The following is a 22,164-nucleotide window of genomic DNA, read 5'->3' on the forward strand; positions in this document are numbered from 1 at the left end:
CTGTACACCGCATCGTTTCGCTGCTCGCATTGGGGGTTCCTCTACTTTCAAACGATATTTTCTATTATTTTACCATACTTCGTCTCTTTGTTCGGTTAGGGTCAGACTTTTTCACCAGACTTCTAGAGTGAGCTACCGTTTAGAAATAAAGATGAAAGCGATATTCGATATGAATACCGTAAAATCACGGCGCTCCTTCGAGCAGATGAGCTCATACACCACAAACGAGTTCAACGAATGATGCAACGTGAGGGATTGCAGTGCCGCGTGAGGACGAAAAAACGAAAGTTCACCGGACAACCTGCCCATTCAGCAGAAAATCTACTGAAGCGTCAATTCCATGCAGAAGCGCCTCTGCAAAAGCGGGTCACGGACATTACCTATTGGCGTTCATAGGTTGTTCATAGTTTTTTGCTACACTAATACGGCAGTAAGACTTGCAGCAAGAACGGAATGCGGCAGAAGCTAGCCGCACGCATGAGAAGCGAGATAGGAGAGGGGAATTATGCGATCCAAATGGAAGCTGCTGCTGACAGCCGTCGTTGTCATCACGCTATGTGTGGCAGGATATTATTGGTGGTACAAGCAGCCGAAGACAGAACAAGCCGCTACTCTACCTTCAACGGCGAGAGTGGTGAAGGGAGATCTGGAGGTGACCGTTAGCGGCTCGGGCACGGTATCGCCTCGCAATTCTGAAGAGGTGAGGTCGGGAGAAACGGGCAAGATAGATACCCTATTTTACGCTGTCGGCGACCGTGTCGAAAAAGGAGCGGTGCTTGCCACGTTCGAAAAAGAAGATCTGACGAGTGAGATCGAGAAGCAGGAGATTCAGCTGCAGAAAAAAGAGCTGGACTTCGAAAATTTAAAAACGAAGTATAAAGAAGCGGATGAAACGGCCAGATCATCCATCGCAGTCGAAATTGAGAACATGAAACTGGATCTCGCCTTGGCGGAGAAGGAATTGGAGGAGAAGCGGGCTGAGCAGGCAAAAGAAAATGATATCAAAGCTCCGATTAGCGGCACCTTGACAGCGCTGAACATAAGCGAAGGCTCGCAGTTGAACCAAAGCGGCTCGATCGGTACGATCGTGGATTATACGCAACTGCAAGCTGTAATTCAAGTCGATGAAATGGATATACCGAGCATCAAGCTGAAGCAGAAGGCGGCGTTGACGTTCGATGCGCTGGCGGACACGCCCATCGAGGGCACGGTAAGCGCGATTGCCGATGAAGGCACGTCTTCAGGCGGGGTATCTGTATTCGATGTCACGATTCAATTTTCGTCAAGCCAAGGAGTCAAAAGCGGAATGTCGGTCCAGGCCCAGATCGACGTGAACAGCAAATCGGATGTGCTGCTGGTACCGATCGAGGCGGTAACCCAGCGCAACGGGAAGTCGTACGTCACAGTCTGGTCGGATCAAGCCGACGCTGCAGGTGAGAAAGCGCCGCAGCAGAACCAGGCGGAACGACAGGAAGCTTCGGGAACCGGGCGGAATCAAGCCGACGGAACGGATAGCGCCAATGGAGCGGCACGTTCTACCGGCAATGCGGCAGCTGGGGCCGACCGGGGTCAGGCTGGCGTTTTGGGTGCAGGCGCCGGTAAAGTAACCGAGGTAGAGACGGGGATCAATAACGAGTCCTATTTTGAAATCGTCAGCGGGCTGAAGGAAGGAGATAGGGTCGTATTGCCTACCGTGCGCGCATCCACGAACAGCAGTCAGCAATCCCCGTTCGGTGGAATGGGCGGCCCTAATGGTAATGTCGTAAGAATCGAAAACCCGGGCGGCAACGGCGGATTCACTGGCGGGGGCACCCGCATGCCTGCAGGGGGCAACCGATGAGTAGGCAGGCGGTCATACATATCGAGAACATGTCCAAGGTCTACCGGATGGGCGGCGAAGAAATGCTGTCTCTGAACGAGGTGAACCTGACCGTCTATGAAGGCGAAATGTTGGCCATTATCGGACCGTCTGGATCCGGCAAATCGACGCTCATGAACATGATGGGTTGCCTGGATACGCCAACGAGTGGAACGTACAGGCTGGACGGTCAAGAGGTAAGCAAGTTATCCGGCAATCAACTGGCGGATATTCGCAACCAGAAGATCGGATTTATTTTTCAGAGCTTTTACTTGCTGCCTGCGCTTACCGCGATGGAAAATGTAGAGCTTCCGCTCATCTACCGCGGCATGCCAGCCAAAAAAAGGCATGAGCTGGCAATACAGGCACTGGCGCAGGTCGGGCTGGAGAGCAAGCTGAATTATTTGCCGCGGCAGCTGTCCGGCGGCCAACAGCAGCGGGTAGCGATCGCGAGAGCGTTGGTCGGAGAGCCGCCAGTCATCCTTGCGGACGAGCCGACCGGGGCATTGGATACGAAGACAGGACTTGAGGTGCTCGCCATTATGAAGGACTTGAACCGCGCAGGGAATACTATCGTGCTGATTACCCACGATCCGGACGTGGCCGAGGAAGCGGGAAGCGTCGTCCGCATTCAGGATGGACGCATTCAAGTCGTAAGGAGGTTCACCCCGTGACATGGATGCAAGCATGGAAGATGGCCTGGCGCAGCATATTGGCGAATAAGCTGCGCACGTTGCTGACGATGCTTGGCATCGTTATCGGCGTGGCCTCCGTCATTACCTTGGTATCGGTGGGCGAAGGCTCGACTCAGCAAGTGCAATCACAGGTGGCGAGTCTCGGGTCCAATCTGATTTCGGTCACGATAACGGGAAGGGGTGCGGTATCGTCACTCACGCTGGAGGAGGCATTGGCTTTCGAGGACATCGACGGTGTTGAGGCGGTCTCTCCACTCATCAATGGCAGCGTCCAGGCGAAGGCGGGCGCGAACAACACGAATTTGCAAGTGGAGGGCATTACGCCGGAATATGAAGCAGTCCGCGACTTTCACGTAGAGAGCGGGCGCTTCATCCTCCCGATCGATGTCGAGCTCTATCAGCGCGTGGCCATCATCGGAGAGGGCGCGGCGGAGACGTTATTCCCCCAAGGGGACCCGCTCGGGCAGCAGCTGTCGCTGAACGGAATCTCTTTTCGAATCGTTGGCGTCATGGAATCGAAGGGGAGCTCGCTAGGCGGGAGCAATGATAATAAGATCTGGGTTCCGCTAACGAGAGGCGAGCGCTTACTACAGTCGAAAGGGATTCGATCGGTCTATATCAAGTTCGCGGACACGGGACAGGCCGATTCGATTATGGCGGAGCTAGAGTCCCGGTTGTCTAAAAAATTCCGCGGGTCTGACGACAGCTACAACGTGTTCAATCAGGCGGATATGATCGAAGCGCTCGGAAGCATTACGCAGACAATGACGCTGCTGCTGGCAGGAATTGCCTCGATCTCTCTGCTCGTCGGCGGCATCGGCATCATGAATATTATGCTCGTGTCGGTGTCGGAGCGGACGCGCGAAATCGGTATCCGGAAGTCTCTCGGCGCGAAGAAGCGCGATATATTGCAGCAGTTCCTGCTGGAAGCCGTTACGATCAGCAGCATCAGCGGCGTTCTTGGCATCGCGATTGGACTGGGCGGGGCGTATGCGGGCAGCAGAGCGATGGGCATTCCGTTCGCGGTCGCGCCTGACATGATGTGGCTGTCGTTCGGTTTCTCCGCGGCGATCGGGATTGTGTTCGGCCTGTTCCCGGCGAACAAAGCTGCGAATTTGAAACCAGTCGACGCTTTGCGTTACGATTAACAGGAGAAAGGACGTTCAGGCGCGGGTGAAGTCAGAGGAGGAATCGCAGTGCAGAAGTCACCGCATATTTTAATCGTTGAGGATGATGCGTATATTTCGGAGTTAATTGCCCTGTATTTGGACAAGCACGGATATACGTACTCGATAGCGGAGGATGGAGCGGCGGCTCTGGAGCTGCTGGATGTGATGCCCCCTGATCTCGTGCTGCTCGATATTATGCTTCCGGAGCTCGATGGCTGGCATGTATGTAAAGAAATCCGCGCAGAAGGGGATATCCCGATCATCATGGTCACCGGGAACGGGGAGAGCGATGACTTGCTGAAGGGATTTTCCAGTGGAGCGGACGACTATATCGTGAAGCCCTTCGATCCGAAGGAGCTTATCGCACGTGTACAAGCGGTATTGAGGCGTACCCATCCGACCTTGTTCAAGGCCTCGATACAGTATCCGGAGCTTTGCATCACGCCCCAGGATCAGAAGGTGTCCGTCCGCGAACAGGAAGTGGCGCTGGCCCCGAAGGAGCTGGAGCTCGTTCAAGTATTGGCGGGGCATCCGAACAAGGTGTTCACGCGCGAACAGCTGTTGCAACAGGTCTGGGGCGCCGATTATGAAGGGGACGTCCGCACGGTGGACGTGCATATCAAGCGGCTAAGGGAGAAGCTGGGCGAATCTGCCTATTGGAGCATCGTGACGGTCTGGGGCATCGGCTACAAATTCGAGGTAACGTCATGAGACGGAGCGGATGGCCGCGTGTGCATGGCTTGTTCCTCAAAATCTTCGTGCTGCTCCTCGTCATGTTAGTGGTCTCCTACGGCTTGTTTGGCTTCATCACCGGATTGTTCTACAAGGGCGATCTGATGAAAAGACAGCGTATGGATGACCGTATGCAGCTGGACCGAATCGGACACTTCCTGACCGAGGCGAAGCAGAACGGTTGGAATGACGAGATGGTGATGGCGGGACTCGAGCTGACTGTGCCGAGACATGTCCGAGCCTTGTACATTATTCATCAGGCGACCGGTAACGTCCGCTACAAGTTGGAAGATGAGGAAGGGCCCTATCGCCTGGATAAAGCCCGTATTCAAGAGGTTCTTGCCGGCATAGAGGACGGCCGTTTTTTCAGCGAGGAGACATCCATCCAGGGCAAGACCGTGCTCGTCGGACAGATGCTGCGCGTGGCTGGCGAAGGGGAGTTCATTTTGCTTACGGCCTCCAACCTGTTCGCGCGGGACGTCCGCATCTGGAACGAGCTGCTCTGGATCGGGATCGGCATCGTCGTGTCATGCGGGGCATTCTTCGCGTTCTTGCTCTCGAACCATCTGTCCCGAAGGGTAAAAAAGCTGGAAGCGGCATCGCGCTCCATTGCCACTGGGCAGTTCCAAATCGAGATCCCGGTTCATTCCCGGGATGAGCTCGGGCGGTTGGCGCGGGCGCTTGAACAGATGGCGCACGACCTGGGGAGCTTGGATCGGATGCGCAAAGAATTCGTCGCGAATGTGTCCCATGATATGAGATCGCCGTTAACGTCTATGAACGGGTACTTGGAAGCGGTCTTGGACGGTATGATTCCGCCCGAGCGAATGGCAAAGTATATCCGGATCGTGCAGGAACAGAACAAGCGGCTCATTCGCCTTGTGAATGATCTGCTGGATATCGCCAAAATTGAAGCGGGGCAGTTCCAGATCGTTCCGATTACGTTCAATGTGACAGAGAAGGTTCGCCAAGTGCTGGCCCGAATGGATCCGCAGCTATGCAAGCATGAAGTGGTGTTCGACCAAGTGGATGCCGATCATGATCTGTGGGTGCATGCCGACCCTGACCGGATTGAGCAGGTCGTAGTGAATCTGGTGCAAAATGCAATTGAGTATTCCCGGCCGGGAAGCCGGATTACGGTGAAGATTTCCAAGGCGAACGCCAAGCATGTGGCTGTCGCAATTTCCGACCAGGGCATCGGCATGGAATCGGAAGACATCGCGCGCATCTGGGAGCGCTTTTACAAGACGGATAAGGCAAGGACAAGGAAAAACGGTACCGGTATCGGCTTGTCCATCGTCAAGGCTATCCTCGATCAGCATCAGGCACTGATCGAGGTGTACAGCGTCCCGCAGCAAGGAACGACCTTCCTGTTCACGCTTCCGCTGACGGAGGAGTTAACTGAGGCAATTACGAATAACTGATATCGGGAGTTCACGCGGGTTCGGGCGTGAACTCCTGCCTTTTCCACTGGAGTAGAATCCAAATTGTACGATTGGACAGGGGAAAGTGTCGTTCCGGTAAAAGTTGTCCAACTAATACATTATACCAGGATCCAAGGAAATATATCGAGGGAAAGGTGAATGGATTGAAGGTTATGACAATTATTGGAACAAGGCCGGAAATCATCCGTCTAAGCCTAATTATGCAAAAGCTAGACCAACTGGCGGAAAAACATATTCTGGTGCACACTGGACAAAACTTCTTGGATCGGCTTAGCGGCGTCTTTTTCCGGAAAATGGGTCTGCGTACCCCGGATTATGTGATGAATCATAAGGGGTATACGTTGGGCTCCCAACTGTCGACGATGTTTGGCGAGGTGGAACGGATCTTGCAGCAGGAGAAGCCGGATAAAGTGCTGCTGTTAGGGGATACGAACAGCGCCCTATGTTCTATCGTGGCCGAACGGATGGGCATTCCTGTCATTCATATGGAAGCTGGCAATCGGTGCTTCGATCTCGAGGTGCCTGAGGAGAAAAACCGGCGTGTAATCGATGCGGTGTCGAGCATCAATATGCCGTACACGATGCAGAGCAAACAAAACTTGCTTCGCGAAGGGGTTCCTAGCAATCGGATCGTGGTTATAGGCAACCCGATATACGAGGTGCTATCCGCTTACAGTGAGCAGATCACAGCGAGCGGGGTATCGGAAAGGTTAGGCCTGAAGCCGAAAAGCTACTTTCTCGTAACGACGCATCGCTCCGAAAATGTCGATCATCCGCTGCGTCTGAAGGAAATTTTGAATGGCCTGAACATTGCAGCCGAAGCCTTTGGTTACCGCATCATTTGCAGTATCCATCCCCGAACGAAATCGCACATCGACAAAATGTCTTTCTTAACCATGCATCCCCTCGTTGAATTTTATGAACCATTTGATTTTTTTGATTTTGTCCAACTAGAAAAAAATTCCTTTCTTGCCTTAACGGATAGCGGGACGGTACAGGAGGAGTGCTGCATCTTGCATGTTCCAACGGTGACCGTTCGCAACAGCACGGAACGGCCGGAGACGGTCGATTGCGGAAGTAACGTGGTGTCGGGGCTTAACGCCGGTCGAATCGTTGAAGCGGTTAAAGTAATGGCACACATGCCGACGAATTGGGAATGTCCCCATGGGTATTTGGTTGCAGACGTCTCGTCTAGAGTCGTGAAATTTGTGTTGGGAGGGAGATGAAACATGTTTACAACCAGTACCATCTTGGTGACGGGGGGCACGGGCTCTTGGGGATACGGGTTGATCACACAGCTGCTGCTGCAAGACCCTAAGGAGATTATCGTATTCTCCCGTAGCGAATTGAGCCAGGTGGCGATGAAACGCGCATTCGAAGATCCCCGCTTAACCTTTTGTATCGGTGACGTGCGAGACAAGGAAGCGCTCATGAGAGCATGCCGGGGGGTCGAATATTTGTTTCATCTTGCGGCATTGAAGCATGTTCCGGTCTGTGAGGCTCAACCGGATGAGGCGCTCAAGACCAATGTCATCGGCACGCAAAATGTTATTGAAGCCGCAATCGAGAACGGAGTGAAGAAGGTCGTCAATATTTCGACCGACAAAGCGGCGAACCCCTCTAACTTTTACGGTATGACCAAAGCGATCGGAGAGAAACTGATTGTTTACGCCAACCTGCTCAGTACCCAAACGTCATTCGTCTGTATAAGAGGCGGCAACGTGCTAGGCACAAACGGCAGTGTCATTCATCTATTTATGCAACAGATTCGGGAGAAGAGACAAATCGGCATCACGCATAGGGAGATGACCCGCTTTTTCATGACGCTACAGGAAGCGATTCTCCTCTTGCTGCGGGCCACAAGGGAAGGAAAAGGCGGCGAAATATTCGTCATGAAAATCCCCTCTTGTAAAATACTAGATTTAGCAGAAGTTCTTATCGAATCGATGGATATTATGGATGGGGAAATTGTGGAGCTTGGCGTGCGCCCGGGTGAAAAAATACACGAAATTTTATGCTCTGATTTTGAAGCGCAAAACACGATCGAGTACGATGAAGACTATTTGGTCACGCTACCAACATTCGAAGTCTCGGGGCTAACGGATTTGTATGCCGATTATCCTCGTGTTAGAATCAACGATTACTCCTCGGCGAATTCACTAATGAATAAGGAACAGATTCTCAGTCTACTCAGAAAAGGCGGTTTTCTTCCATGAGAGTGCTGGTTATCGGTGGAAATGGAATGGCCGGTCATATGCTGTTGAACTATTTATCCGCATGCACATCTTATGACCTGTTTTATACGACGAGGGAGTGGAAAAAAAGGAAGGGGCGAGATGGGGATAAGCAGCCGGAAATCCAGCGGCACTGTGGAGTAGGTCTTTACATGGAGGCGCTTGATGCCATATTGGTCGAGAAGCTGTTGGAATCCGTCCGGCCCGATCTGATCGTCAATTGTGTCGGGCTATTAAATGATGTTGCTGGACAAAGTGAATTGGAAGCCTACCGCATCAACGGTCTACTTCCGCACCAGTTGGCGGAATGGGCAAAACGTGAAGGGGGGAGGCTCATTCACATCAGTACGGACTGCGTGTTTTCTGGAACAAAGGGAAATTATGAGGAACTTTGCGTACCGGATGGGACATCTGTTTATTCAAGAACCAAGGCGCTTGGCGAGGTGCAAATGAAGCCGCATCTTACGATACGAACTTCGATTATCGGGCCGGAAATCCGGGCGAGTGGCATCGGATTGTTCCAATGGTTCATGAATCAGAAAGGCTTGGTCAAAGGATACGTCAATGTGCTATGGAACGGTGTGACAACATTGGAACTTTCCAAATTCATCCATCATGCAATGGAAAAGGAATCCCAATTAAGCGGTCTTGTGCATCTGACTGCAGCGGAGGTGATCAGCAAGTACGAACTGCTGCAGCTCATCCAGTGCATCTTCGAGAAATGGGACGTCACGATTCTGCCGGATGAAGCGGTTGTGCATAATCGTACGCTGAACAGCACGCGCAGCGACCTGTGCTATAAAGCTCGAGGCTATTCCAAAATGCTCGAGGAACTGAGTGATTGGATGGGAACCAAGCCATGACGCCCATGAGGCGCAGCAAAATTGTCATTACCGGTGCAAGCGGCTTTATAGGCCGACATGCGTGCGCGCATTTTGCCGGAGAAGGCTATGAGGTCGTCGCTGTCGTACGTCGTCAGGGCACTTTTACGTGTGATTCAAAGGCAGACGTTGTGGATAGAGTACGTGAGGCGGTCTGCGATATCACGCAGCCCGAACAGGTGGAACAGATGCTGGCAGCTGAGCGTCCTCAGATGTTACTTCATCTTGCCGGACTGAACGCCGTAGCCGACTCGTGGCGGGAACCGATAATGTACATGAACGTTAATGTAATGTCTACGATGCACCTGCTGGATTCGCTGTGCAGGTTGACGTTGAAGGACTGCCGGATTCTGATCGTCGGCTCGATGCTCAGCTTCCGCCTGAGGGATGACAATCCGCCACACTCCCAGCACCCGTACAGCTTAAGCAAAACAATGCAGTTGCTTGCGGCTCGCGCTTGGGGATCCATGTTCCGGTTGCCTGTGATGGTTGCTCAGCCGTCCAACATGATTGGCCCGGGACGATCGCAGGGGATTTGCAGCTTGATCGCCGCCTATACCGCTAGGATAGAACGGGGTATTGACCAGCCTCCGTTTCGGCTGTCGTCGATAACCGAGGCTCGCGACTTTGTCGATGTCCGTGACGCAGTCCGCGCCTTCGGGTACATTCTGCGTTTGGGCACACCAGGGGGCGTTTATCCCATTGGAACGGGTCACATGCGTACACTGGGGGAGGTGGCAGTCAGCTTCGAAGCGCATTCCACCGCACCGATCACCTGGCGCATAGGAACGAACCCCAATGCCGAGCCCATGTCGTTCCTAGTTCAGGCTGAGTCCGGGGGTCCGGTGGATCAAATTGCGCTTCTGCAATCCGATCCGCCGCCCTCTTCTCCGATTAACCTGGATCCAATTCATTCCCTTGGCTGGCAACCGTTGAATCCATTCGAGCGAACTTTGGAGGAAGTTCTTCATTTTTTTCGCAATGAAGCGAGCCAGGGACAGTAAGAGAGGAGAAAATATCAAATATGCAGCCGAAAGTGACGATCATCATTCCTTTTTACAATGATCCCTATGTCGAACAGGCAATTACCAGCGCATTGAATCAGACGTTCCCCAACATCGAAATCATCGTGGTAGATGACGGCTCCACCCGGCATACAGACAAAATTCAATCGTACACAAACCGGATCCTCTATTTAGGCAAAGCCAACGGAGGCACGGCCACCGCACTGAATTGCGGAATCCGCGCGGCTTCGGGCGAGTATATCGCTTGGCTCAGCTCCGACGATATATTTTACCCGCATAAGCTTGCGATCCAAATCCCGTATATGTTAGAACGCAGAGCCTCGATCTGCTATACGTCATTTGATTACATTAATGATCATGGTCAAGTTATTGAGCATAATGTGGGCCCCCACATTCCGAATATGAAATCCTTTTACCAGTCGATGTTGGCCGGTAATCCGATCAATGGATGTACGGTTGTAGCCAGAAAAGATCTGCTGCTTCAAACGGGCCTCTTCAATGAAGCATTGCCATTCGCCCATGATTACGATTTATGGCTTCGTCTGATTACGTCAAGAATCGACTTTCATTATTTGAATCAACCTCTTATTCAATATCGTCGGCACGAACAGATGGGAACCGTGAAGCACCGTACTGTGATAGAACAGGAGACTCGGATTATCCAGTCGCGCTATGCTCATTTGCTTCGAGTCCTTTATCAGGAGTTAGGAGGCGAGAATGAGCTTTGAACGGGCTTGATCCAGTGCCCGCAAGACTGATTACGACTGTCTCATTTCTATGCCAAGAGGCACTTCCTTAGGCCGGATGAAGCCGGGAAGCGCCTCTTCGGTCATGCCCGATTTCGTGATTACCCGAAGACCTGGAACCGGATGTTATGGGTTCTGGTTTCTACTTTAATATATCCCCAACGAATGCATCATTTCCATAAATTGTCCACAATACATTTCTGGTGAGAAGTTCACTTTGATGTGTCGCTCCCCGGCATCCCTGATTTTTCCCCTCAATATGTGATTGTTCATGATTTCCATTGCATTTTTCACAGCGATATCGATATCGTTATGCGGAATAAATTTTCCCGTCTGGTCTTGGATGATAAAATTTCGCACTCCATCGGAATCGGTAGATAGAACAGGGCAGCGGCAGAGCAATGCCTCAGCGACAGCGTAGCCAAAACCCTCCAGGATGGAGGTGGATGCGAGAAATCCGCCTGAATCACCGATCATGGAATAATAATCCGCCATTTTCTGATGGGGAACGTTGGAGACACGGTGCAGATGAGACTCTATTTCCAGCAAGGCAATCATAGTTTGAAAGGCAGCTTGTTCCTCTGGCTGGCTCAGTGTCGCGTCCTCGAACATCCACATTTGCAGGTTGGGCACAATTTTACGCAGTTCGTGGCCTATTTGCAGAAAAAAGCGCCAATTTTTGTTCATTTCGAGTCGACCCACCCAACCTATCATCGGATAAGGATGGACGGGCAGTGCTCGATATCCAAAGCGCCCGGTATCTACTAAATTAGGAAAACAAAATTGGCCGATATCAGAAAACATGCCTTGAAATAGCTCGATCAAGTGGGAGGTTCTGGAATAAACGATGGCATTGCAGTAACTGCGGATGTATGGCATTGCCTCCTTTAACGTTTGGATAGCTTGATGTCTTTGACCCAGTCCCTGGACTTCAAACAGAACCGGTCCTTGGAAACCTAGCCTGCGTATTCTTTCCAATGCCATGTAGTTGTGGGAAACAATAACCGCATCGAATCGTTCGGATAGGAGCAATTGTTGAATTTCGCTGTCGTTATCTGATACATAAGTAGGAATACCGGTTCTATTTTGCAAGCCGGAGCCGTGCCTAAGATAATGAAGATGGCAAGCAACGCCGCAGGTGGCCAGGGCCTCTGCCCGCAACCGATTTAACGTTTCCATACCTCCGCTCGGGATGTAGTATGAAATCAAAATTTTCATGATGCACCTCCGATGTATCCGTCGTCTTATATCGTATGAACAACGGTTTACAGAAGCATGGATGAGCGTACCGATAATTGAAGGAAAATAATGCCGGTGCATACTAACAATCATCCAATTTATCGCGCTGAATGCTGCATACGATAAAGTAGATTTAGGACAAGGAGGTGATTGCGATGGGAAGATTTCTTGATTTGAGAATTTCCGAGAACTCCAGTTTGTTCGGATTTCCCGACATAGCGGTATCAACCACGCCCGAATTGATAGGCGTTATCGGCCTGCAGACACAAAACGTGGCCGGTACCGGAACCAATGGCTTGATCGTCCACCTGTCGGGTACCGTCGGCGTAACGGCTGATGCGGTAGGCACGGTCGTTCTTAACGTGCAGCGGGGAGCTACTACTGTATTTGGCGGCGGCGACATCATCTATACGGCCGTTGCAGGAGTGGTAACTACCCTTACCGGGGCTGATGTAATTAGCTTTACGGCTTCGGATATCAACGCTCCTGCAGCTGCTCAGACGGAATATACGCTCTTTATAAGCGTCCCTACAACTGAGGCTATTGTGACTCGGGTTGGCCCCGAAAACTTTGTCGGTATTGCTCAGGATGGTTTGGCTTCGACTCCGTAATGTTTCAGATGGTAAGATACCGTCTTTTGGCGGTATCTTTTTTTGACCGAAAAATGATCTTTTTGTCCAAACGTCATCATCTTGAATTTCATAAGCTATTGAGAAAGATATCGAGGTGAGATCGATGATAAGGATTAGCTTGTGCATGATTGTCAAAAACGAAGAACATACGATTGCTGCATGCCTTGACTCTATCCGGGAGATTCCCGATGAAATTGTCATTGTGGACACAGGGTCATCAGACCGAACCAAGGAATTGGCAAGCCGCTATACAGACCGCATCTATGATTTTGAATGGATTGACAATTTTGCGGCGGCACGGAATTACGCGTTTAGCCTGGCAACGATGGAGTACATCTTATGGCTCGATGCGGATGATCAGTTGTTCGATAAAGACAAGCAAAAGCTGCTCGAATTAAAAAAATCGCTAGATCCCGCAGTGGATTCCGTTGCGATGGAATACCATCTCGCTTTTGATCATCAGGGGAATCCGGCCAAAAGCTGTCGCAGAAATCGGCTCGTCAAGCGGATCAACAACTATAAGTGGATGGGAGCAGTTCATGAATTTTTGTTTCTGGGGGAAAAAGCTAACATCCTCTATAGCGATATCGCCGTATCCCATGTGAAAGTAGCTCCTATAATGCAGTGCAAGATGCAGCGCAACTTACACATTTATGAGAAGCTGATCGCCATAGGAGAGCAGCTCTCGCCCAGGGACAAGTTTCTTTATGCCGATGAACTGATGTTTAACGGTTTTTATGATCGAGCAATCGAACAATATATTCAATGTTTGGACGAAGCAGCGGCCGGAGTGCAATATTATATCGAAGCATGCAGTAAACTAGCCAGCTATTATCATCAAAAAGGAGACCGAAAAAAAGAACTTCACTATTTATTCAAATCATTTGAATATGATCTGCCGCAAGCGGAACATTGCTGTCTTACCGGCAATTATTTTTTCTCGCACCAAAGGTGGAATATCGCTATTTTTTGGTACAGTCTGGCATTGCAGTTGGAAAGACCTAAGGATGCTTGGGGCTTGATTAACCTGTACTATTATACGTGGTACCCCCACCTGCAGTTAGCGATTTGTTACGGCAAACTGGGAATGTTGGAGCACGCTTATCATCATAACGAGATTGCGCATTCTTATCTACCCGACGACTCGGCCGTATTAAACAATAAACAAATCTTGGAGAAGCATCTTCATCCACAAGGAGAAGGGAAGCAAGGATGAAAACAAGCATCGTAATCCTTACCTGCAATAAGCTGGAATATACTACGCTGTGTCTGGGAAGTATACGCCGCCATACTCGCAAGGACAGCTATGAGTTGATTATCGTCGATAATGGTTCTACAGATGGTACAGTCGAATGGCTGCGTGAGCAGCCTGATATTCACCTTGTGACTAACGATGAGAACACCGGCTTCCCTGCAGGTTGCAACCAAGGCATGGCGGAAGCGATGGGGGACTATATTTTACTACTGAATAACGATACAGTCGTAACCTCAGGATGGCTTGATCAACTGCGCCGATGCTTGTGCAGCGATGAACGTATCGGAGCCGTTGGTCCCGTAACCAATAATGCCTCGTATTATACAGCGATCCCAACGTCCTATCAAAGCATTGAAGAAATGGATATATTCGCCAAAGAATACAACCAATCAGATCCTGCGAAATGGGAGGAAAGGATTAAGCTTCTCGGTTTTTGCCTGCTGCTGAAACGCGAAGTATTTGAAAACATTGGGTGGCTCGATGAACGTTTTTCTCCCGGCAACTTTGAAGATGATGATTATTGTGTACGGATCCGATCGGCCGGATATCGGTTGATGCTGTGCAAAGACACGTTTATCCATCATTTCGGCAGCGCTTCGTTTAACGAAAATCCGTCGGCTTTTTCGAATCTAATGGCGGAAAACGAAAAAAAATTCACCCACAAATGGGGTTTCAATCCTTCCTATTCCAGTTATATCCGGACGGATATTCTCTCGTTCATTGATCGGCCGAAGGATATGCCGTTTCGCATTCTCGAAGTAGGCTGCGGCTGCGGAGCCAGCTTGCTGAAGCTGAAAAACGAATATCCTCTGGTAGAACTGTACGGCATTGAACTCAATGAATCTGCCGCCTGTATGGCCGCTTTAATTGCAAACGTGGAAAGCGGAAATATCGAAACGATAGAGTTAACCTATCCGGAACAATTTTTCGATTATATTATTTTGGGAGATGTGCTGGAGCATCTGTACGATCCTTGGAAGGTGTTAACTGACATATCCCGCTGCTTGAAGGAGGAAGGGAATGTGCTAGCCAGCATTCCAAACGTAATGCATTTCAGTCTAATCCGGAATTTGTTGAACGGATATTGGACGTATAGGGATAGCGGGCTGCTTGATCGAACACATGTAAGATTTTTTACGTTTTATGAGATTTGTAAACTGTTTAAGGAAGCAGGGTTCGAAAGTGTAGCGTGCAAGTTGGTTGTCCTCACAAATACGAAGGAGGATGAAGCATTCATAAAGGAGCTGTGCCAGTGGAGTCATGAAAATATGCGCGATCAATATAGAGCGTATCAATATTTGATCCGAGCCGCAAGAAAGTAAAAACCTGTCAGAGCGCTTGCTTGAATCAGGAAGCGCTCTGTCGGCGGGTTGGCGATCATGCAGGATGTGTAGCCGCAGGAACAGCGAAGAGCGCATCCCCTGTGGAATGCGCTTGAATCGGAACACGGCCTCTGAATTATATCAGTCGCAGCAGCGCAATGACGAGTACGCCGGCGACCAGCGCCCAGAGCGGGCTTTTGCTAAGCCAGGCAGTCAGGCTAGTAACGACGACTGCCACATAATACATCCATTCGATCCGGCCGTCGACGGTCGGATGGTAGAAGATGGATGGAGCGACCAGCGCGGCGAATACGCCAAGCGGTACATAACGGAAACCGCGTTCGATTCCCGGCGACATCTTGATATACCGGGCGAGCGCCATGCTCGGATAACGGGTCAGGTAGGTCGCGGCGGCGGCAACACAGATGACGATAAGAATCGGCAACGAGATCATTTGGCATACACTCCTACGGCAAATGCGGCTGCTGCACCGGCGAACACCGATCCGGACGTGCCGAACCAAGGATAGACAAGTACGGAGGCGGCAATCGCGAGTCCGGCCGCCGCAGCGTGGCTGCACCGCTTGAGCATGACGATAAGCAAACCAAGGAAGGCCGCCGTGAAGGCGAAGTCCAGGCCGAACCTGGCAGGATCCTGGATGAACTCGCCGATCTGGTGACCGACAGCCGTACTCAGAAGCCATGATAGGAATACGGTGCAGCCAGCGCCTGCGACGTAGCCAACACTGAGTTTGCCGTGCTGCGCCTCCATCATGGACACGCTGTAGCTCTCATCCGTAATGACGTGGCACAGCCAGAGCGGCTGTGCCCGGCGGCATGTTTCAAGTTCGCGGCCCACGGACAAGCTATAGATAATATAACGAGCGTTGATAAGAAAAGTGCTAAGCGCGATCGTCCACAGGGTCGCATCCTGCTGGATTAAGGACAAGATCGTGAATTGCCCCGCGCCAGACAAGACAAAAAAGGACATTGCAAATGTCTCCAACCATGTGAAATGATTGGTGTTGTTGGCCAGCGCGCCAAACGCGAGTCCATACGTGAACGCGCTCACCGCCAGCGGAAATACATCGAAAACGGCTTTCGCAAACCCTTTTCGTATCGGTATTTCCTTTGGTATTCTAGATGATACATAGCCCGCCATTCCAGTTTTCTCCCCTAATATGTTATCGTAATTCCCGAGATATAATATAACATACCGGCAGGAGGAATCAACTACTTTTCTGCCTAATTTATGTCATGATATTGTTAAAGTATGTGAATTTTGATCATCTATGCGCCTTGGGAGGACGTTATGGAAAAAGAGTTAATCTCAGACCGGATCGGCAAGCGTCTACGGAACTACCGGCAGCAGATGAACCTAACGCTGGATGATCTGGCGGAGCTTACGGGGGTAAGCAAACCGATGCTTGGCCAGATTGAGCGGGGTAGCTCGAACCCGACGGTAGCTACGCTGTGGAAAATCGCTTCCGGATTGCAGGTGCCGCTGACGGCGTTCATATTCGAGAATCCGTCCCTGAAGGTGCTGCGGGTGGAGGAGCAGCACCAGTTCAGAGAAGACAACAAGCGGTTCGAGGCGTATAATACGTATGCAGCGCCTGGGGTCTCGCTGGAGACGTTCCGGGCCCGGCTGCATCCGGGCTGCTCATATCAATCTGAGTCGCATGGCCTAGGGGTGATCGAATCGATCACGGTATTCGAGGGGACACTGACGATCGAGATCGGGCCGGAGACGAGCACGTTGAGCAAGGGCGACGCTCTCTCTTTCTCGGCGGAGACCGGACATAGATACAAAAACAACACCGATGAAATCTGCGAGATCGCCGTATCGATACTGTATACTAACGTCTCAAGTCCCAAGACGTCCCTATAGGGGCGGGCTGTGTAGCACTTCGACTTATGCGGAAGCTCGCATGTTCCGGTGTCGAATGTACCGTCATTCGTGATGTGTTACAGCAATGCGATGGCAAGCAAGGTGAATAAGCTGAGCGTAATGATTTCATTGTTGTAATTGTAGGGGTAGAATGCGGAAGTCTTGACTTTGCCGCTTCTCGCTTCAGGCCGCAAATAGACATTCTCTCTATCCACATTCACAATCGTTCCGACATATTCTTTGCGGTCTACTGTCAGAATGCGGACTTTTTTGTTCATGCAATATAAGCAATTATGATAAGCTTCCATTGGTGTTCCCCTCCTTTCTCATTACACTATGATGCGCTTGCCGGGGAGGCACGGCGAATAACACCCAGATCGGCAGTACAGGAATTATCACCGTTCCGCCGCGGCGAATTCCTTTGCCTGCATGAGAGTGAATTTCCCGGAGCATATCGTAGCGGCCCGAACATTTTGGGACGAAGCAATATGAATGCTGGTGTATTTAATGCTGGACATTCATGCGGAATATGACGAAAGCTGGGCACCGGCATCATGTTATTGTTTTTTTGCATATTAGTGGTAAATGAAGGGGATACATTGGAAACGGGAGCGCAATTACGTATAATGTCTGTATGCGCACACGTAGGCAAGCGCATATTTTGTATAAATACATATACTATACAACATCGTGTAATCGTTATAGGGAGGTCACAATGGGCAGCTATCATTTTATTGGGATAAAAGGAAGCGGAATGAGTGCGTTAGCACAATTGCTGCATGATCTTGGACATTGGGTTCAAGGGGAAGATGTCGAGGAGGCGATCTTTACACAGATCCCTTTGGAGGCACGGAATATCCCAATCCATGCTTTCGGTAAGGCGCCGTTGGCGAACGATATGATCGTAATTGCATCGAATGCCTTCGATGATGCGCATTCGAGCTTGGAGCAGTGCCGGAGACAGGGGTTGACCATCCAGCGGTACCATCATTTCCTGGCGGCCTGGATGAAGGACTATACGAGCATCGCCATCACCGGATCTCATGGCAAGACAACGACGACGGGGATGCTGGTGCATGCGCTGGACTCCTCCTGGCCGACCTGCAGCCTGATAGGAGACGGGACCGGGTCAGGCACGGCCGATGCCAGATTTTTCGTCTTCGAGAGCTGTGAATATAAACGGCATTTCCTGTCCTATAAGCCGGATATCTCCATAATTACGAATATTGATTTTGATCATCCGGATTACTTTAGAGGGGTAGACGATGTGAGACATGCCTTCGAGCAAATGACCGCCACCGTCGGCAACCAGATCGTCGCTTGCGGAGATGATGAGCAGGTGCGCTTGCTTCAGTCCGCGAAGCCCATCCTCTATTACGGGTTCGGAGTTCATAATGAATTAAGGGCTGATTCTATCTCCGTGCATGGTGCAGGCGTCAGCTTCGATGTTATCTGGCAGGGGGCCAAACTGGATCGGTTCACGATCCCGGTCTATGGTCGCCATAATGTGCTGAATTCGCTCGCTGTCGTCGGCGTCGGGCTCGTGCTCGGATTGGATATGGCGCCGATCCGGCACCGCCTCCTTTCCTTTGGCGGTGTCAAGCGGCGCTTCACGGAATCGGGTTGGAAGAGCAATATTGTCATTGACGATTACGCACATCACCCGTCCGAGATTCGGGCGACGCTGGATGCGGCCCGCAGCAAATATCCGGATCGCCGCATCGTCAGCGTGTTCCAGCCGCATACCTTCACCCGCCTGGAACGGTTGATAGATGAATTCGCCGCATCACTGATCGCCGCAGACGATGTCTTCCTCTGTCCGATTTTTAGCTCTGTACGCGAGCGGGCCGGAAGCGTATCGATTGAAAATCTTCGCGATCGGATTCCGCACGCGCAGCTTCTGTCCGAGAGCTCCATCGGCCAACTGGGCTCCTATGAGGATTCGGTACTTGTCTTCATGGGGGCGGGCGATATCCAGAAGTACCAGAGACGGCTGATCGAATTGTGATGAAGGCAGGGCCCTTGATGTGGCATGGTAAGATCTGGAGCGATTGATTGACGGACACGGAAATGTCAACTAAAATAAGGTAATAAAAAGGGGGGAGAATGTGGCAAAAAGCAAAATCATTGTGACCGCGAGAGCGATCATCCGCGATCGTGCCGGCAGAGTTCTGTTGCAGAAGCGTTCGGATTACGGCAATTGGGGGCTGCCCGGGGGTGGCATGGAGCCGGGAGAAGCGATCGAGAACACCATGATTCGGGAGGTCTACGAAGAGACTGGACTTGTGGTTGAGCAGTATGAACTATACTTAATCTATAGCGGTGAACGGATGTATTATACATACCCGGACGGCAATGAAGTCGTGTTCGTCATGTTCCTGTTCAATGCGGCAGTGAATTTAGAAGGGAAACTGGAGGAAGATGGCAAGACGTTGCGCTTTCGGGACGAGGCGGGGAAAGCGGCGGTGCTGGAGTTCAAACGTCTGGAGCAGATCGACACCGCGCAGATTAGTACCGTCCAGCGGCCTGTCTTCGAGGACTTGCTGCTGAAGAAGAGCATCCTGCTTCGAAAATAAGGTTGTAACGTTTCAGCCATCCAAGCATGCATCCAGGATGGCTTTTTTTGATCCGGCAGGAGATGTCCGTGCCGCAATCGAGGGAGACGCAGCTATTCATCTTTACGTCGCCAATTTTTCCTGAAGATACAACAAAGTACGATAACTTGGATTGTGGCAAAATACGAACCGCAGTATTCCTTGTGATGTGAAGTACATCCAGTGAGATCAGGATATCATGTAGTTATCATAAAATATATTATGTAAACTAGATATATTTTGATGGCTGGAGCCATTCGTTGTTACAGAAATTCCATCGCGTCATTGATCGGCAGCTTCGCCTCGAATGGGACAGGCGATCGCCCTTCATGATGCGCCAGCGCCGATTCTCCAACTGTCAGCATTCATGGAGATTGCCCTTTGTTCGGCACACGTACACGAAGGCAGGGGGCAGGTTGAGCAGAACGAACTTCATATCTTCGATTTCGAAGCGCGCCGTAAGCTGTTTTTTCATCTGTAGTGAATATTGAAAGGCGATGAACCACCCTCCAGACACGAGCGAGGCCTCAATCTGGCCGAGGAGCTGATCGCGCACGGTCTGCGGGAAATTGAAGAAGGGCAGGCCGCTCAAAACGCAGTCCAGATGAGAGACGCCATGCTTGCGGATGATCGGCAGCATCTCTTCCGCGCTCGGGTAACAAAAAAAAGCGGGATAGTTGCTGGCTAACAGTTCGCGCATCATCTGATCCTGCTCGAATAAAAACACCTTCGTAGAAGGAGCCGCAACCTGCTGGATATGATCCGTAATGGCCCCTGTGCCGGCGCCCAGCTCTGCCGCATACCGTACCTGCTCCCATGGTACGGCATCGGTCATGGTGCGGGCGAGCAGCGTTGAACTTGGAATTATGCTGCCGATTTGTTTTGGCTGATGAATGAATTTCTGTAAAAATAACTGTTTCTCATGTATCATGCTTGCTCTTGTCTCCTTTTGTTGAGTAATTCACGGTAGTTCGCCCATAAGGCGAGGATGAGCCCGGCGATCCAGTACGTGAAAACGGCGACGAGCCAGCCGGCGAACAGATCGGCTATCACATGCTGCTTCACAAAAAGCGTCGACAATATAATGGCCACGGCGGTGAAGCGGATGACATGGCGCGTCCTCGCACAGAACACAAATGAGCTTCTGTACATCAGGCAGCTCGTCAAAACATGAATGCTGGGAAAACAGTTGTACGGCATATCCGTCCAATAAATGATCCTGACTAGCGTATCGAACCATCCCGAGCCTTCAATGTTTGGACGTGCAACCGTAGTCTGAAAGAAAAAGTAGGTCATATAGCAAATGATAAGGCCAAGACATAGCGCCAGCAGCGTTCGATAATAGACGCAGGGCCGTCTGCGAAACAAAAAGATCAACGTAACCACGATAAAGGGATACCAGCCGATGTAAGCAACGATGAATTCCGGGATAAAAGGAATGCGTTCATCCCATCTGGAAGAAAGAGAATAGGTTTGCGGCCCGGGCCGATTCTGAATTCCATAGAAAATGTTCAAAACGGGGATGGCCAGCATCCACAGCAAAGGCCTGTATTGGGTCCACGTTGTATTCTGTCTCATAACAATCCCTTCCTATCTTGTATGATGTAATCCTATGGTTTCCCGAACAAGCGGGGATCATCCAAGCATTCCCTGACATGGTGGATAGCAACTGCGCATCGGGCGATGTCCCGCTTTGCGCTCGCTGAAGTGTTATTTCTTGAGGGAAGGCGCACGTTGAGGATGCGCCTTCGCGGTGTGTTGGGGAACGCTCGCTAATGAATAGCTCCGCAAGCGATGCGGTCGCCCGAATTTCCGGCCGGATCGGTAACATAATCATCCGCTTTCTCATGGATGATCAAGGATGTGCCGCCGGGGCGGATGAGCGAGTTGGGCTTGCCTTGTACAAGCGTAACGGCTGTTGTCGACAGTGTAACCTGGACCTTGCCGTCTGCGACGACCTCGATGTTCGGCAGATCGCCGGCATGGTACCCTTTCGGATTTTTGAAGCCGTGCTGCTTATGCTTCGGATTGAAGTGAGCTTCCGCGGTCTTGAAGTCTGGCCCTTCGCATCGGCCCGCCTCATGGAAGTGGATGCCGTGGGGCCCAGGCGGGAGATTGTGGGCCTGGACCGTAATCTGTACTTTGTCTCCAATCTGGACAAGCTTGGCTGTCCCGATGTGCTCGCCTTTGCCGTTGATCATGTTGACTGCAGCCGCAGGCGCCAGTTCTTCGGCGGATGCCGCTTGGGAGCTGCAGGCGCTGGTGAGCATAGCGCTTCCCAACAACCATACGAACGCAAGTTTTTTCATTGTTACCTCCTTGTTAGTAACCGGCGTTATATAGTAGTGTGTCACAATAATTAGAAAAAGATAACAACCGCCAACGTATCAATATTCCTATTTGTTCAAACCTTGGACTGCAGAAAAAAATGAAGGTTGATCATAAAA

Annotated in this window: 24 protein-coding genes; 17 read left to right on the forward strand and 7 right to left on the reverse strand. The window is 51.0% G+C overall.

The genetic code is table 11. The features are described 5' to 3' along the window. The first annotated feature begins 162 nt into the window (after positions 1-162). The 11 genes from PPOP_RS26120 (at position 163) to PPOP_RS17240 (ending at position 10,767) form a co-directional block, all read left to right on the forward strand. A complete protein-coding gene (locus tag PPOP_RS26120) occupies positions 163-396 on the forward strand; it encodes an IS3 family transposase (RefSeq protein WP_093471103.1) in 234 nt (77 codons plus the stop codon). Between the two features lie 109 nt (positions 397-505). Beyond that, positions 506-1,840: an efflux RND transporter periplasmic adaptor subunit gene (locus PPOP_RS17195; protein ID WP_006287926.1), complete on the forward strand. Its 1,335-nt coding sequence runs from the start codon at positions 506-508 to the stop codon at positions 1,838-1,840. Then, a complete protein-coding gene (locus PPOP_RS17200) occupies positions 1,837-2,532 on the forward strand; it encodes an ABC transporter ATP-binding protein (protein WP_006287927.1) in 696 nt (231 codons plus the stop codon). The genes PPOP_RS17195 and PPOP_RS17200 overlap by 4 nt, the downstream gene beginning before the upstream one ends. Then, positions 2,529-3,701, forward strand: a complete 1,173-nt coding sequence (locus tag PPOP_RS17205) for an ABC transporter permease (protein WP_006287928.1) — start codon at positions 2,529-2,531, stop codon at positions 3,699-3,701. The genes PPOP_RS17200 and PPOP_RS17205 overlap by 4 nt, the downstream gene beginning before the upstream one ends. Before the next feature lie 48 nt (positions 3,702-3,749). Continuing rightward, positions 3,750-4,433, forward strand: coding sequence for a response regulator transcription factor (locus PPOP_RS17210; RefSeq protein WP_006287929.1), 684 nt, complete (start codon positions 3,750-3,752; stop codon positions 4,431-4,433). Further along, the gene (locus tag PPOP_RS17215; protein ID WP_006287930.1) at positions 4,430-5,878 is read left to right on the forward strand and encodes a sensor histidine kinase; all 1,449 of its coding nucleotides are present in this window, start codon (positions 4,430-4,432) and stop codon (positions 5,876-5,878) included. The genes PPOP_RS17210 and PPOP_RS17215 overlap by 4 nt, the downstream gene beginning before the upstream one ends. A gap of 164 nt (positions 5,879-6,042) precedes the next feature. Further along, positions 6,043-7,125: a non-hydrolyzing UDP-N-acetylglucosamine 2-epimerase gene (gene wecB, locus PPOP_RS17220; RefSeq protein WP_006287931.1), complete on the forward strand. Its 1,083-nt coding sequence runs from the start codon at positions 6,043-6,045 to the stop codon at positions 7,123-7,125. Between the two features lie 3 nt (positions 7,126-7,128). After that, entirely contained in the window at positions 7,129-8,115 is a 987-nt protein-coding gene (locus PPOP_RS17225; protein WP_006287932.1) for a polysaccharide biosynthesis protein, read from the forward strand. Further along, positions 8,112-8,996 carry a dTDP-4-dehydrorhamnose reductase family protein gene (locus PPOP_RS17230; RefSeq protein ID WP_042229703.1) on the forward strand — a complete coding sequence of 295 codons (885 nt, stop codon included), beginning with the start codon at positions 8,112-8,114 and terminating at the stop codon, positions 8,994-8,996. The genes PPOP_RS17225 and PPOP_RS17230 overlap by 4 nt, the downstream gene beginning before the upstream one ends. After that, complete coding sequence (locus PPOP_RS17235) at positions 8,993-10,018, forward strand: NAD-dependent epimerase/dehydratase family protein (protein WP_052516649.1); 1,026 nt, start codon at positions 8,993-8,995, stop codon at positions 10,016-10,018. Before PPOP_RS17230 ends, PPOP_RS17235 begins: the two co-directional genes overlap by 4 nt. Before the next feature lie 20 nt (positions 10,019-10,038). Continuing rightward, positions 10,039-10,767 (forward strand): glycosyltransferase, encoded by a 729-nt coding sequence (locus PPOP_RS17240; protein WP_006287936.1) that lies wholly within the window; start codon positions 10,039-10,041, stop codon positions 10,765-10,767. A 165-nt stretch (positions 10,768-10,932) separates the two neighbouring features. Here the strand turns inward: PPOP_RS17240 and PPOP_RS17245 are convergent, their stop codons facing one another. Next, entirely contained in the window at positions 10,933-12,003 is a 1,071-nt protein-coding gene (locus PPOP_RS17245) for a glycosyltransferase family 4 protein (RefSeq protein WP_006287937.1), read from the reverse strand. Positions 12,004-12,179: 176 nt separating this feature from the next. On the opposite strand from PPOP_RS17245, the gene PPOP_RS17250 reads away from it, so the two are divergent. The 3 genes from PPOP_RS17250 (at position 12,180) to PPOP_RS17260 (ending at position 15,233) form a co-directional block, all read left to right on the forward strand. Beyond that, positions 12,180-12,635: a hypothetical protein gene (locus PPOP_RS17250; RefSeq protein WP_006287938.1), complete on the forward strand. Its 456-nt coding sequence runs from the start codon at positions 12,180-12,182 to the stop codon at positions 12,633-12,635. Positions 12,636-12,780: 145 nt separating this feature from the next. Continuing rightward, positions 12,781-13,872 (forward strand): tetratricopeptide repeat-containing glycosyltransferase family 2 protein, encoded by a 1,092-nt coding sequence (locus tag PPOP_RS17255; RefSeq protein WP_006287939.1) that lies wholly within the window; start codon positions 12,781-12,783, stop codon positions 13,870-13,872. Next, positions 13,869-15,233, forward strand: a complete 1,365-nt coding sequence (locus tag PPOP_RS17260) for a bifunctional glycosyltransferase family 2 protein/class I SAM-dependent methyltransferase (RefSeq protein WP_006287940.1) — start codon at positions 13,869-13,871, stop codon at positions 15,231-15,233. The genes PPOP_RS17255 and PPOP_RS17260 overlap by 4 nt, the downstream gene beginning before the upstream one ends. 136 nt (positions 15,234-15,369) lie before the next feature. Here PPOP_RS17260 and PPOP_RS17265 read toward each other — a convergent pair whose 3' ends face one another. Together PPOP_RS17265 and PPOP_RS17270 are read right to left on the reverse strand one after the other, a co-directional pair. Further along, entirely contained in the window at positions 15,370-15,687 is a 318-nt protein-coding gene (locus PPOP_RS17265; protein ID WP_006287941.1) for an AzlD domain-containing protein, read from the reverse strand. Beyond that, positions 15,684-16,394, reverse strand: coding sequence for an AzlC family ABC transporter permease (locus tag PPOP_RS17270; RefSeq protein ID WP_006287942.1), 711 nt, complete (start codon positions 16,392-16,394; stop codon positions 15,684-15,686). The genes PPOP_RS17265 and PPOP_RS17270 overlap by 4 nt, the downstream gene beginning before the upstream one ends. 150 nt (positions 16,395-16,544) lie before the next feature. Between PPOP_RS17270 and PPOP_RS17275 the strand changes: the two genes are divergently transcribed. Beyond that, positions 16,545-17,123: a helix-turn-helix domain-containing protein gene (locus tag PPOP_RS17275; RefSeq protein ID WP_042229709.1), complete on the forward strand. Its 579-nt coding sequence runs from the start codon at positions 16,545-16,547 to the stop codon at positions 17,121-17,123. Positions 17,124-17,200: 77 nt separating this feature from the next. Here PPOP_RS17275 and PPOP_RS17280 read toward each other — a convergent pair whose 3' ends face one another. Then, positions 17,201-17,431: a hypothetical protein gene (locus tag PPOP_RS17280; RefSeq protein ID WP_006287944.1), complete on the reverse strand. Its 231-nt coding sequence runs from the start codon at positions 17,429-17,431 to the stop codon at positions 17,201-17,203. A gap of 407 nt (positions 17,432-17,838) precedes the next feature. Here PPOP_RS17280 and murC point away from each other — a divergent pair, with 407 nt between their 5' ends. Further along, entirely contained in the window at positions 17,839-19,131 is a 1,293-nt protein-coding gene (gene murC, locus PPOP_RS17285) for a UDP-N-acetylmuramate--L-alanine ligase (RefSeq protein ID WP_006287945.1), read from the forward strand. A 100-nt stretch (positions 19,132-19,231) separates the two neighbouring features. After that, positions 19,232-19,699, forward strand: a complete 468-nt coding sequence (locus PPOP_RS17290) for an NUDIX domain-containing protein (protein WP_006287946.1) — start codon at positions 19,232-19,234, stop codon at positions 19,697-19,699. A 376-nt stretch (positions 19,700-20,075) separates the two neighbouring features. Here PPOP_RS17290 and PPOP_RS17295 read toward each other — a convergent pair whose 3' ends face one another. The 3 genes from PPOP_RS17295 to PPOP_RS17305 all read right to left on the reverse strand — a co-directional run bounded on the left by PPOP_RS17295 (position 20,076) and on the right by PPOP_RS17305 (position 22,026). Further along, on the reverse strand, positions 20,076-20,648 hold the full coding sequence (locus PPOP_RS17295; RefSeq protein ID WP_006287948.1) for a class I SAM-dependent methyltransferase: 573 nt from the start codon (positions 20,646-20,648) through the stop codon (positions 20,076-20,078). After that, a complete protein-coding gene (locus PPOP_RS17300) occupies positions 20,645-21,295 on the reverse strand; it encodes a phosphatase PAP2 family protein (protein WP_042229711.1) in 651 nt (216 codons plus the stop codon). The genes PPOP_RS17295 and PPOP_RS17300 overlap by 4 nt, the downstream gene beginning before the upstream one ends. A 194-nt stretch (positions 21,296-21,489) precedes the next feature. After that, complete coding sequence (locus tag PPOP_RS17305; RefSeq protein ID WP_006287950.1) at positions 21,490-22,026, reverse strand: superoxide dismutase family protein; 537 nt, start codon at positions 22,024-22,026, stop codon at positions 21,490-21,492. Positions 22,027-22,164: the final 138 nt, after the last annotated feature.

The sequence above is a fragment of the Paenibacillus popilliae ATCC 14706 genome (assembly GCF_000315235.1).
Taxonomy (GTDB): Bacteria; Bacillota; Bacilli; order Paenibacillales; family Paenibacillaceae; genus Paenibacillus_B; species Paenibacillus_B popilliae.

Coding starts and splice junctions, on each gene's coding strand:
- PPOP_RS17270 (WP_006287942.1), bottom strand. CDS start 16,394: ATGGCGGGCTATGTATCATCTAGAATACCAAAGGAAATACCGATACGA.
- PPOP_RS17245 (WP_006287937.1), bottom strand. CDS start 12,003: ATGAAAATTTTGATTTCATACTACATCCCGAGCGGAGGTATGGAAACG.
- PPOP_RS17275 (WP_042229709.1), top strand. CDS start 16,545: ATGGAAAAAGAGTTAATCTCAGACCGGATCGGCAAGCGTCTACGGAAC.
- PPOP_RS17235 (WP_052516649.1), top strand. CDS start 8,993: ATGACGCCCATGAGGCGCAGCAAAATTGTCATTACCGGTGCAAGCGGC.
- PPOP_RS17215 (WP_006287930.1), top strand. CDS start 4,430: ATGAGACGGAGCGGATGGCCGCGTGTGCATGGCTTGTTCCTCAAAATC.
- PPOP_RS17195 (WP_006287926.1), top strand. CDS start 506: ATGCGATCCAAATGGAAGCTGCTGCTGACAGCCGTCGTTGTCATCACG.
- murC (WP_006287945.1), top strand. CDS start 17,839: ATGGGCAGCTATCATTTTATTGGGATAAAAGGAAGCGGAATGAGTGCG.
- PPOP_RS17240 (WP_006287936.1), top strand. CDS start 10,039: ATGCAGCCGAAAGTGACGATCATCATTCCTTTTTACAATGATCCCTAT.
- PPOP_RS17250 (WP_006287938.1), top strand. CDS start 12,180: ATGGGAAGATTTCTTGATTTGAGAATTTCCGAGAACTCCAGTTTGTTC.
- PPOP_RS17260 (WP_006287940.1), top strand. CDS start 13,869: ATGAAAACAAGCATCGTAATCCTTACCTGCAATAAGCTGGAATATACT.
- PPOP_RS17200 (WP_006287927.1), top strand. CDS start 1,837: ATGAGTAGGCAGGCGGTCATACATATCGAGAACATGTCCAAGGTCTAC.
- PPOP_RS17300 (WP_042229711.1), bottom strand. CDS start 21,295: ATGAGACAGAATACAACGTGGACCCAATACAGGCCTTTGCTGTGGATG.
- PPOP_RS17280 (WP_006287944.1), bottom strand. CDS start 17,431: ATGGAAGCTTATCATAATTGCTTATATTGCATGAACAAAAAAGTCCGC.
- PPOP_RS17295 (WP_006287948.1), bottom strand. CDS start 20,648: ATGATACATGAGAAACAGTTATTTTTACAGAAATTCATTCATCAGCCA.
- PPOP_RS17305 (WP_006287950.1), bottom strand. CDS start 22,026: ATGAAAAAACTTGCGTTCGTATGGTTGTTGGGAAGCGCTATGCTCACC.
- PPOP_RS17255 (WP_006287939.1), top strand. CDS start 12,781: ATGATTGTCAAAAACGAAGAACATACGATTGCTGCATGCCTTGACTCT.
- PPOP_RS17265 (WP_006287941.1), bottom strand. CDS start 15,687: ATGATCTCGTTGCCGATTCTTATCGTCATCTGTGTTGCCGCCGCCGCG.
- PPOP_RS17225 (WP_006287932.1), top strand. CDS start 7,129: ATGTTTACAACCAGTACCATCTTGGTGACGGGGGGCACGGGCTCTTGG.
- PPOP_RS17230 (WP_042229703.1), top strand. CDS start 8,112: ATGAGAGTGCTGGTTATCGGTGGAAATGGAATGGCCGGTCATATGCTG.